This is a genomic window from Streptomyces sp. NPDC059850 (genome assembly GCF_042731515.1).
Taxonomy (GTDB): domain Bacteria; phylum Actinomycetota; class Actinomycetes; order Streptomycetales; family Streptomycetaceae; genus Streptomyces.
In genome coordinates this window covers 145,777-156,837 of sequence record NZ_JBHWJI010000009.1, presented here as the reverse complement: position 1 = coordinate 156,837, position 11,061 = coordinate 145,777, and the positions used below count along the sequence as shown (strand labels likewise).

General features: G+C 70.9%; 6 protein-coding genes and 2 pseudogenes. 4 read left to right on the top strand and 4 right to left on the bottom strand.

What is annotated here, in order from left to right; genetic code table 11:
* Positions 1–119: 119 nt before the first annotated feature.
* From ACFV9T_RS10020 to ACFV9T_RS10005, 4 genes are all read right to left on the bottom strand, one after another.
* Complete coding sequence (locus ACFV9T_RS10020; RefSeq protein WP_385438104.1) at positions 120–2,942, bottom strand: beta-L-arabinofuranosidase domain-containing protein; 2,823 nt, start codon at positions 2,940–2,942, stop codon at positions 120–122.
* A 125-nt stretch (positions 2,943–3,067) separates the two neighbouring features.
* Positions 3,068–4,771, bottom strand: coding sequence for an RNA polymerase sigma factor (locus ACFV9T_RS10015; RefSeq protein WP_385438206.1), 1,704 nt, complete (start codon positions 4,769–4,771; stop codon positions 3,068–3,070).
* 50 nt (positions 4,772–4,821) lie between these two features.
* Positions 4,822–6,057 carry an alginate lyase family protein gene (locus ACFV9T_RS10010; RefSeq protein ID WP_385438102.1) on the bottom strand — a complete coding sequence of 412 codons (1,236 nt, stop codon included), beginning with the start codon at positions 6,055–6,057 and terminating at the stop codon, positions 4,822–4,824.
* A gap of 99 nt (positions 6,058–6,156) precedes the next feature.
* Positions 6,157–7,335, bottom strand: a complete 1,179-nt coding sequence (locus tag ACFV9T_RS10005) for a serine hydrolase domain-containing protein (protein ID WP_385438100.1) — start codon at positions 7,333–7,335, stop codon at positions 6,157–6,159.
* A 147-nt stretch (positions 7,336–7,482) separates the two neighbouring features.
* On the opposite strand from ACFV9T_RS10005, the pseudogene ACFV9T_RS10000 reads away from it, so the two are divergent.
* From ACFV9T_RS10000 to ACFV9T_RS09985, 4 genes and pseudogenes are all read left to right on the top strand, one after another.
* A pseudogene (locus ACFV9T_RS10000) lies at positions 7,483–7,791 on the top strand (class I SAM-dependent methyltransferase); the annotation flags it as partial.
* A 70-nt stretch (positions 7,792–7,861) separates the two neighbouring features.
* Positions 7,862–8,071: a hypothetical protein gene (locus ACFV9T_RS09995; protein ID WP_385438212.1), complete on the top strand. Its 210-nt coding sequence runs from the start codon at positions 7,862–7,864 to the stop codon at positions 8,069–8,071.
* Between the two features lie 83 nt (positions 8,072–8,154).
* Complete coding sequence (locus tag ACFV9T_RS09990) at positions 8,155–9,621, top strand: MFS transporter (RefSeq protein WP_385438203.1); 1,467 nt, start codon at positions 8,155–8,157, stop codon at positions 9,619–9,621.
* A 55-nt stretch (positions 9,622–9,676) separates the two neighbouring features.
* Positions 9,677–10,883, top strand: a pseudogene (locus tag ACFV9T_RS09985) (IS701 family transposase).
* Positions 10,884–11,061 lie beyond the last annotated feature (178 nt).

Here is an 11,061-nt window from a genome sequence, read left to right as displayed (position 1 = left end):
GGCCCGCGCCCCTCGAACCCCGCTCACCATAGCCGTGGACGGCCGCCTTCAGGCAGGGCGCGCGGGCGCCGGACTTGCGCCGAGCCCCGTCATCTTCGCTTCTGCTCGCCCGCGTTCGCTCAGGAGACGTAGTCGGCCTTCCGCGCCGCGTCGACCACGCCCCGGCCGTCCGCCGCGCCGAGCAGCCCCGCGGCCACCCAGGAGTCCACGGTGGAGCGGACGTGCTTGACCAGCGCGCCCTTGTTCCGGTACGGGGCGGCGGCCCAGATCGCGTCGAGGAGCGTGGTGCCGTCGTCCCGTACCGGGTTGGCGATGCCGGAGTCGGTGCCGCCGAAGACCACCGTCGGTTCGGACCGGCGGAAGTACGCGTGCGTCGGCTCCTCGGTGCCCTCGGAGAACGGGGCGAACTCGACCCCGTCCAGGGTGAAGTGGAGCGGCTTGCCCGGTACGGGGGTGAGCGTGGGCAGCAGATCGCCGGAGAGGGCGGCGTCGCGGTAGAGGACGAGGTTGAGGAACGATGTGCGGGCGTCGCGCGCCACCAGGTTGACCGGACCGTAGAACAGGGTCTGTACGGACGGGTCGTCGAGCGTCTTCTCCACCCGCAGCCGGAACGGGATGAGCACCCGGACGGTGTCCCCGTCGCGCCAGGTGCGCGATACCGAGGCGTAACTGCCCGGGGACCACGTCCTGTTGACGGTCTTGCCGTTGACCGTGACCCGGAAGCCGCTCGTCGCCCACGCGGGCACCCGCAGGCGCAGATCGAAGGCGGCGGTGCGGCCCCGGATGGTGAGGGTGGAACCCTGCTCGGTGGGATACCCGGTGGACTGGGTGACGGTGATGCCCTTCTCGGCCCAGGTGAGCGTGGACGGGCTGTACAGGTTGACGTACAGGGCGGTGCCGTCGGCCTTCTTGAAGTAGACCGAGTCCTGGTACTTGGTGGCGCTTTCCATGCCGGTGCCCTCGCAGCAGGTCGTGCCCGCCTTGGGGGTGTAGTCGCGCACATGCCCCGGCACCAGGCCGATGAAGTACGTGACGAGCGGCTTCTCCGCGTCGGCCTTGTCCTGCTTGGAGCCGAGGACCTGGTTGTAGAGGGCGCGCTCGTAGTAGTCCATGTACGCCGGGTCCTGCTCGTGGAAGAACAGCATTCTGCTCAGCTTGAGCATGTTGTAGGCGCAGCAGGTCTCGGCCGTGGTGTCGCTGAGGGTCTTGGCGATGGCGCCGCGGGCGCCCCAGAACTCCCGGTTGCTGGTGCCGCCGATCCCGTACATCCGGGCCGGGACGACCATGCTCCAGAAGTTCTTCGCGGCGGTGAGGTAGCGCTCCTCCTTCGTCTCGTCGTACAGCCGGACCAGACCGGTGAAGATCGGGATGTGCTGGTTGGCGTGCAGCCCGTCCAGGGTGTCGTTTCCGGCGGCGCAGGCGTCGATGAGCTTGTCGAGGTCGAACAGGCGGGCCAGCGCGAGGTGTTGGGCCTTGCCGCTGATCGCGTACAGATCGCAGATCGCCTCGGCGATGCCGCCGAACTCGCCGCTGGAGAAGATGCCCCACATCCGCTGCAGCGTGCTCGCGGGCAGCTTGGACAGCCGGGAGTACATCCAGTCGCACATGCCCTCGGCGAGGTCCAGGGCGCGTGCGTCGCCGGTGCTGAGATGGGCGTCGAGCAGCCCGCGCAGGATCTTGTGGGCGGTGTAGTACGGCGCCCAGACCACGGTGTAGTCGCCGCTGGTCATCGACTCCAGGGTGATGAACTGCGTCTCGGGATACGCCGCGAGGAACCCGGGGTGGCTCGGCCCGCCCCAGGTGCGGCGCAGGGTGGCGTGCTGGTCGCGGCCCGAGGAGTCGGCGAAGGTGCCGCCGGTGGTCTCGGCGAAGGCGTACGCGGCCAGGTTTCCGGCCCCGGCCGACGACTCGGCGGCGGGGTGGTCCTGAAGTCCGGCGATCTGGGCGGCGGTCAGGGCCCTCGACCAGAGGTTGACGTCGTCGAAGGCGCCCGCGAACACCGGGTCGGCGGCGTAGTGGGACCGGCCGAGCCAGTGGTCGCGCAGGGTGCCGAGCGCTGCCGGGGTGAGGGTCATCGCGGTGTTCTTCGCGACCGCCGCGCCGTTGACGTAGAGGATTCCGGTGCCGTCCGCGATCGTCACCGCCACATGGCTCCAGGTGTCCACGGGCAGGGGCGCCGTGCCGTCGAGGCTCTGTTCGCCACTGGCGCCCGATGTGGTGATGGCGAAGCGGGGGTTGCCCTGCGCGTTGCGGGCGGCGAGGTAGAGATAGCGGGTGGTGTCGTCGCCGAAGTCGAGGATCCGGGCCCAGGCGGTGGGGTGGGTGGGCTTCACCCAGGCGGCGAGAGTGACCGCCGTGGCGCCGTCGCCGAGTACGGTGTCCGGCAGGTCGACGTACTGGTACGACCCGCGGACGTTCTCCGCGGCGGTGCCGAACCTGCCCGGGACGCTGAGCACCGCCGGATCGCGCCGCAGCGCCTCGCGGACCTCGTCCAGGGCCCCGACCATATGGCGGATCTTGTCCGCGTACACCGTCTCGCCGGTGCCGGTGTGGGCCTGGGAGAGCATGGTGAGGAAGTGGCCGGTGAAGTGGCCGCGGAGGTTGCCGCCCGCCTCGCCGTCCAGCCCCTCCCAGCCGCCGGGGGCGACCGCGCCACGGGTGGAGAGCCCGGCATTGGCCCGGAAGACCTGGAGCAGTCGGTCCACGTCGTATCCGCGGCCGTAGTCCAGCATCAGCTGGCGCTTGGCGCTGAAGACGCTTTTCCGGAGCGCCACGTCCTCAGGGCTGAACGGCTGCAGTGTCCAGGCGGCCGGGGCCCGGGTGGTGGGCGCGTTGGTGGGGGCGGCGGTCGCACGGCCGGTGGCGAGCGAGGTCAGTGCCGGGGCCGCGGCGACGAGGGCCGCCGCGCGGAGGACGGCTCGTCTGGCGGGTGCGGATGCCATGGATGCCTCGTTTCTGGGAGGGATCACGCAACGTTCGGTATATCGACCGACGTTCGGGAAGTCGACGCGAAAGTAGACCGCCGGTCAGAACACGTCAATGGCTGGGACGAGAGTGTGCGCGAGCGTCAGCGGGGCGGGGGTGTGACCCGGGACCGCTGCGGTACGGACGCGGGGTCGGCGGGCCGCGCGCGCGTCAGATACTGCGGCACCGGTGCCGTGTCCTCGCCCGTGTCGCGGACCAGCCCGTACCGGACGATGCCCGCGCCCGCGTCGGGCGCGGTGGCCACGTCCTCGGTGACCTGGTCCCAACGGGACGGCTGGGCGAAGAGGTTGTAGTCCGCGCCCCGCTCGTTCTGGTGGAGGGTGACGCTGCCGTCCAGCCAGAAGTACTCGTTCTGCCACATCTGCTGGGTCCCGGCGGGCAGCACGGTGGAGCCGGTGGCGGGGCCGCCCATCCAGGTCGTACCGTCCGTCGAACCCGGCTGTACGTCGTCCAGGCGCCGTCCGCCACCCGAGGCCACGTGGAACAGCTTGCCGCGCAGACCGGTCCACGTCGCCATGGCGAGGGAGCCCGGGCGCTGTCCGGGCAGCACCTGCCAGCGCACCCGGAAGTAGCCGCGCCCGGTGAACGTGACCTGCTCGCCCCGGTGGGTCAGCCCGGTCGGCGGCGCGCCGGTCAGTGCCACCGTGCCGTCGGCGCGCCGTGGCAGCGTCGCGGGGCGGGCGGTGGCGGCGGGGGCCCGGTCGGCGGTGTCCACGACGGTGCCGTACAGCTGCTTGGGGGAGCGCGTCGGTGTCGGTGTCTGTGTCGGTGTCGTTTTCGGTGTCGTTTTCGGTTTCGGTTTCGGGGAGGGCGGGGGCGCGGACGATGGCGGGCGCGACGTGCTCGCGGCGGTGGGCGGTGCGGCGCGGGGCGGGGGCTCGTCCGGCGCTTGCGTCACGACGTACGCGCCGCCCGCGGCGATGGTCGCCCCGGCGGTCACCGCCACCGCGGGCTTGGCCAGCGCGCCGAGGACCTTGGCCGACCAGCCCACCGGAGCGGCGGCCGTGGTCGCCGCCGCTGTCTTGCCTCCCAGCATGGTCGCGAGCGTGAAGCCGACCGGCAGCGGCACCAGCGCGATGCCGACGAGCAGCCGCTCGGCGGGTACGGCGTCCTCGCGCCCTCCCGCGCAGCGCGCACACCCCCGGATGTGCCGCGCCAGCCGCTTGCGCCACACCGAATCGGGCCGTCCGTCCCAGCCGTCGGTCACCTCGCGCAGCTCCGGGCATGAGGCGTCGAGCGCCCGGACGATACCCCGCGCGGTCTCCAGACGCGTCTTCATCCGCTGGACGCGGACGGCGGCGTGCTGTCGGCTGATGCCGACGGCCGCCGCCAGCTCACGCCGGGTGAGGTCGCCCGCGACCTCCAGCCACCACAGCGACAGAAGTTCCCGGTCCTCGTCGGCGAGCCAGCGCACCGCCTCCGCGACCTCCCGCCGCTGACCCTCCAACTGGAGCCGCAGCACGGTCAGTTCGGCGAAATCCGGGGCGCCACGGGTGTCGTCCGGCAGTGCGTCGGCGGTCCGCCGCCGGGCCCGCTCGCGTATCTGGCGCATGGCGATGGCGACCAGCCAGGACCGGAAGCCGTCCGGATCGCGCAGCGAGCCCAGGCCGTGGACGGCGCGCAGCATCGTTTCCTGCACCACGTCGTCCACGTCCGCATGGCCGTTCAGGGCCCGCCCGACGATGTTGTAGACGAGTGGCAGCCAGCCCTCGACCAGCTCGTCGAGGGCGCGCCGGTCCCCGCTCCGCGCCGCCGCGATGGTGGAGCGCCACTGCCGTCCGTCCACACTGCGCCCGTCCAAAACCTGCCCTTCCGCTGTCCCTTCCCGCCCGGGGTTCACTTCGCGTAGAGGAGCGTCCCGAAGCCGAGCTGGTCGAACCCTCCGCTGTTCGGCCCGTAGTCGCCGCCACCGCCCTCGGCGCCCACCTTCTCAGCCATCGCCGTGATGGCGGGGACGGAGAGCCCCCGGCGCCGTGCGTAGTGGTAGCGCAAGATGCCCCATACCGGGCGGATCTGCCCGCGTCCCGCGTCGGAGATCACCGTCTGCGACCGCTGCGCGCAGTTCTGGCCGGTGCCCCAGGTGTAGGTGGTGAACGGCACGTCCCGTCCGAGGTTGTACGTGGCGACGTACTGGGCGGCCTTCATGAACCGGTTGTCGTCGTAGCCGTACAGGTCGATGCCCTGGTTCCAGGCCATCTCGCAGATCGCGCCCATCAGGCCCATGCCCATCATGGTGTGGCCCTGGTCGCGGCCGCTCTCCTGCCACTGCGCGAGCCCCTGGCTCTCGTGGACGAAGGGGATGGCGTGCGGGATGGAGCCGTTGCCCTCGCCGGACTTCATGTACGTCACGGCGCGGTCGAACGTCGTGGCGTCGTCGCGGAGGATGCCGATCGCCAGGAGCGAGGCGGTGTTGCAGAGGTCCCAGTTGGCCCAGTAGTTGGTGATACAGGCGTCGTTGTGGCGGGTGAGGAAGTCCTCGTTGAGCGGCTGGAAGACGCGCTTCAGCATCGTCTGGAAGCGGGCGAGGTCGAAGCCGTCGTAGCCGCGCATCAGCTCGGCGGCGTTCGCGAACTGGTAGCCGTAGAGACCGGCGGCCAGGAAGCGGTCGGCGTTGCCGGTGATCTCCTTGAGCGTGGCCGACCAGGCGTTGAGGATCGCGACGGCGGTGTCGCCGTGCTCCTTGGTGCCGCCGATCTTCCAGCGCAGGGCGTTCTGATAGGCGGCGTGGACGTCGTGGTACAGGGTGGGGTAGTTCTGGCCGGTGCCACCGCGAATGACGGTGGCCTGGGGCCTCGGCGCCCAGGTGCTCGCGGAGTGGCGGTTGGCGATGAGTCTCTTCCAGCCCGCCAGCCACGGGTCGACGCCCGCCGCCACGCGTACCTTGGCACGGTGCAGGTCACCGGCGTTGTGCAGCGCGCCGGGGTGGGTGAAGGCCGTCGGGGCGGCCTCGGCGCCACCCCCGGCGAACGCGGCGATCCCACCGCCGAGCGCCCCGGCCGCCGCGAGGCCACCGCCGAGGGTGAACAGGCCTCTGCGGCTGAGGCGGTGCTTGTTGTCGTGCGCGTGCGGCATGTGGCTCGCTCCTGAACGGGGATGACAGGGGACCCCCAGGAGACGGAGCCACACCACCGCCGATAACAGTTTTTTCTTACGCCGGCGTCGCCCCCGCCGTCACAGTGCCGTGTACACCGCGTCGATCAGGGCCTTCTTCCGGGGATCGTCGGCGATGTTGGGCCCCATGCGGTTCATGACATAGCCGAGGCTGACCTCGGCCTCGGGGTCGGCGTGGCCGCAGGAGCCGCCGAAGCCGTCGTGGCCGAAGGCGCGGGGGTTGGGGCCGTAGGAGCCGTTGGGGCCGCTCAGCCACACCCCGAGCCCGATCTCGGTGTCATGGGTGAAGCCGTGTCCCAGGATCAGGTCACGGCACGCCCCCTGCCCCTCACGGACGCGCTCGACGGCTTCGGGCGAGAGCACACGGTGGTCCCCGGCCAGGCCGTGGCGGGCGAAGACGCCATAGAGGGTGGCGAGCGCGCGGGCCGTCCCGTGGCCGTTGGCGGCCGGTATCTGGGCGGCCCGCCACTCCGGAGTATTGGCCTCGGCGGCCCCGACGAGCGGATTGGCCAGCGCGGCGATGGCCACGGGCTCCAACTGCGCGAAGACGGCGGCCTGTTCGCTGGACGCGGCGGCGGGCGGATGCACCAGCTCCGCCACCCGCCCGACCTCCTTCTCCGGCAATCCGATGCTGAAGTCGATCCCCAGCGGCCCGGTGATCTCCTGCCGCAGGAACTCACCGGGCAGGACACCGGTGATGCGCCGGATCACCTCGCCGATCAAGTGGCCGTACATCATGGCGTGGTAGCCGGACCGCGTTCCGGGCTCCCACCACGGCTCGGTGGCGGCCAGCCGCGCGCAGGTCTTCTCCCAGTCGTACAGGTCCGCCGTGGTGTGCTTCTCCCGCAGCCCGGCCAGGCCCGCCCGGTGGGAGAGCAGATGGCGCACCGGCATGTCGGCCTTGCCCGCCGCCGCGAACTCCGGCCAGTACGAGGCCACCGGCGCGTCGAAGTCCAACAGCCCCCGGTCCGCCAGCACATGCGCGCACAGCGCCGTCACGCCCTTGGTGGTGGACCACACGTTCACCACCGTGTCCCGCTCCCACGCCCGCTCACGCCCGGCATCCGCCCAGCCGCCCCACAGATCCACCACGGTCTGACCGCCCACCTGGACACTGACCGCCGCGCCCAGTTCGTCGCGCTCGGCGAAGTTGGCTTCGAACGCGTCCCGCACGGCGGCGAACCGCGGGTCGCAGTGGCCTTCGATACGCGGCGCGGACGGCACGGACTGCTGCGTCATGGGGCACTCCCAACAGGTGTGTTCGGCGGACTTGCAACATACCGACTGGTTGGACCAGCGGAAACCCGGGGAGATCCCTGACGGTCGCCCCGCACGCTCGCGGGACCCCTATGCGGCGCGGCACGCGGACCGTGAAGAACGTCATCGGTGAGGAGCGCTCCGTTGGGACACACGCGGCAGGACGAATGGGACGCCCACTACGCAGACGGCAAGACATACCGGCCCCTGGGGGAAATTGAACGCGGGCTGCTGGCCGCGCACGTGCCCGCTTCCGCCGAGGGTGGCCGTGCGCTCGACGTGGGTTGTGGTCTGGGCGAACTGGCCGCGTATCTGGCGTCGGTGGGCTATGCCGTCGACGCCGTCGACTGGGCCGACAGCGGTCTCGCGCGGGCTCGCAGTGCGCACCCGCGGGGCGTGCGGTGGCTGCGGCTGGACGTGGAGAAGGACGACCTCGCCGCCTTGCACCGGGACGGCTACGACCTGATCACGCTCCGGCTCGTCTATCTTCCGCGACCGAACCCGGGTCATGGACGACCTCGGCCATCGGCTGAGGGAAGGCGGAGCGATCGTGGTGATCACACCGCTCGTCGCGACGACGCCCGAGGAGCGGCGGGGCGTCGCGTTGGACGAGACGCAGGTCGGCCTGCTGGGTGCCGGGTGGAAGCGGGTGGAGCGGTTCGACGCGCAGGGGCTGGCGGTGCTGATCCTGCGGGGCCGGATTCAACCGGGGGATTGAGGGTTGTCCGGCTATCGGCGCTGAACCGGCGGCCACGGGCGGTGAAAAGTCTCCGAAGTGACTTCAACGAAACACTTGAAGTCATGGATTCCCGAGAACAGATCCGAGGCACCATGGAGCGCCCCGCGCCGCAGCGCCGGTGGTGGACACTGCTGGCGGTGAGCGCGGCCCAGTTGCTCGTGGTGCTGGACGGAACGATCGTGAACATCGCGCTGCCCTCCGCGCAGAGCGCGCTCGGTATGTCCGACGCGAACCGGCAATGGGCGATCACCGCATACGCCCTGGCCTTCGGCGGGCTGCTGCTGATCGGGGGACGGGTCAGTGGCGCGCTCGGCCATCGGCGCGCGTTCGTCATCGGGCTGGTCGGCTTCGCCGCGTCGTCCGCGCTGGGCGGGGCTGCCGTGAACCCTGGGATGCTCTTCGGGGCCCGCGCCCTGCAGGGTGTTTTCGCCGCCGTACTCGCGCCCGCCGGGCTGTCGTTGCTGACCACGACGTTCACGGAGCCGCGCGAACGCGGCCGGGCGTTCGGCGTGTTCGCCGCGGTCGGTGCGGCCGGATCGGCCCTCGGGCTGGTCGCGGGGGGTCTGCTGACCGAGTACGCCAGCTGGCGATGGTGCCTGTACATCAACGTCCCGGTCGCCCTGCTCGCCGTGCTCGGCACGGCATTCGTGCCACCGGACCGCCCGGTTCGCGACGACGGACGGCTCGACATCGCGGGCGCCTTGCTCAGCGTCACCGGGTTCGCCGCCGTGGTCTACGCCTTCAACGAAGCCGAACCGCTCGGCTGGGGCGCGCCGAAGGTGGTGGCACTGCTGGCCGGTGGTGTCCTGCTGCTGGCCGTGTTCGCCGCCGTCGAGGCCCGGGCCGCCCGCCCGCTGCTGCCGCTGCGCGTGCTCGTGCACCGGGCCCGCGCCGGTGCGTTCCTCTCGATCACCCTGATGTTCGTCGCGATGTTCGGGTTCTACCTGTTCATGAGCTACTACACACAGACTCTCCTCGGCTATTCACCGGTCCAGGCGGGCCTGACGCTGATCATCAACGCGGTGGCCGCCCTGCTCGGCTCCACACTCATCGCCGGGAGACTGCACGGACGCGTCGCACCCTCGGCGCTGATCCTGCCCGGCCTGATCGCCGCGGCCGCCGGGATGTTCGTACTGACCCGCCTGACACCCCAGAGCACGGACATCCTGCCGCTCTACCTGGCACCCGCCCTGGTGCTCACCGGACTCGGCCTCGGCTGCGTCATGCCCCCGACCGCGAGCCTGGCCACCGCGGACATCGACCGGCACGACATCGGGGCCGCGTCGGCCGCCTACAACGCCGCCCAGCAGCTGGGCGCCGCACTCGGCACCGCGCTGCTCAACACCATCGCGGCCAGTGCCACGGCGTCCCACCTCGCGTCGGCCCCCGACGCCACGCCGATCGCGGCATCCGTCCACGGCTACACCACCGCCCTGACGGTGGGCTTCGGCATCCTCCTCGCCGCCGCGTGCGTCGCCGCGCCGCTGACCATGACCCGCACCGTACGGAAAACCAGAACCGGAGCCTAGTAGTGCTTTGTTAGCTGGTCTTGTCACGTTCGGTGTGTAGTAGTTCGCTGGTTGTATGAGGGCTGGGGAGCTTGCCGCGTGTCGGGGCCGGTTAGAGGAGTTCGCTTCCGAGCTGTTCGCGCCGTTGGTGCGGCGTGATCAGCGTGAGAAGGGCTTGCTGTATGTGCGGGGGCTGCTGTTGGACGGGCGGCGCAAGTCGATGCAGCCGATGGCCGAGCGGCTCGGGGCGGACCATCAGCAGTTGCAGCAGTTCATGACGTCCTCGACCTGGTCGGTCGGGGACGTGCGGGCCAGGCTGGCGTGGCGGGCCGTGCGGGTGGTCCGTCCGCAGGTGTGGGTGGTGGACGAAACCGGCTTCCCCAAGGACGGCACGGCCTCGCCGGGGGGCCCGCCAGTATTCGGGCACTTTTGGCAAGGTCGGCAACTGCCAGATCGGCGTCAGCGTCCACGCCGCTTCCGATGCTGCCTCGTGCCCACTGTCCTGGCGGCTGTTCCTGCCCACTGCATGGGACACCGCCGAGGCAGCCGCACGCCGCAGGGCCTGCCGGATCCCCGATGGCGAGCACCACCGCCCCAAGCGGGAACTCGCGCTGGAGATGCTCGACGAACTCGACGGCCAGGGCCTGCGGCCCGCCGCGCTGGTCGCAGACACGGGTTACGGCGCGAACGCCGACTTCCGGCACGGGCTGGAAGGCCGCGGGCTGGTCTATGTCCTTCAGGCCAAGGGCGAGATGACTGCTCATGCGGAAGGCTCCGAACCCCACCAGCCCGCCTGCGGTGGTCTCGGGCCCCGCCCGCTGCCCCGCTACCGCACCCGCCCACTGTCCCTACGCGACCATGTGCTGGCCGCTGGACGCCGCTACGGCCGGACCCTGACCTGGCGCAAGGGCTCCAAAGCAGCGATGAGCTCGCACTTCGTTCTCCTGCACGTCCGCCTCGCGGGTCGGCGGCCGAAGCCAGCCGCCGACGGGACGATCCCGCTCACCTGGCTGATCGCCCAGTGGCCCGAAGACGAGACGGAGCCGGTCAAGTACTGGATCTCGAACCTGCCCGCCGACATTCCCGCGAAAGATCTCATCCGCCTCGCGAAGTCCCGGTGGCGGATCGAGCACGACTACCGCGAGATGAAGACCGTCCTGGGGCTGGACCACTTCGAGGGCCGCTCCTTCACCGGCTGGCACCGGCACGTCACCCTCGTCACCGCCGCCCACTTGTTCCTGACCGAACAACGGAGGAGCCCAAAAGCCCCTGCCAGGGCCTGACCCTCTACCAGGCCCTGGACCTCCTCCAACACCTCATCGCCACCTGGACCGGCACCTGCCCCACCTGCCAACAGACCGTCCCCTGGCAGCCCTACGACACCACCTAACAAAGCACTACTAGGGCCTGTCGTGTGGTTTCTTGGGGGCGGGCGGGGGGGGGGGCGGATCCAAAACAAAA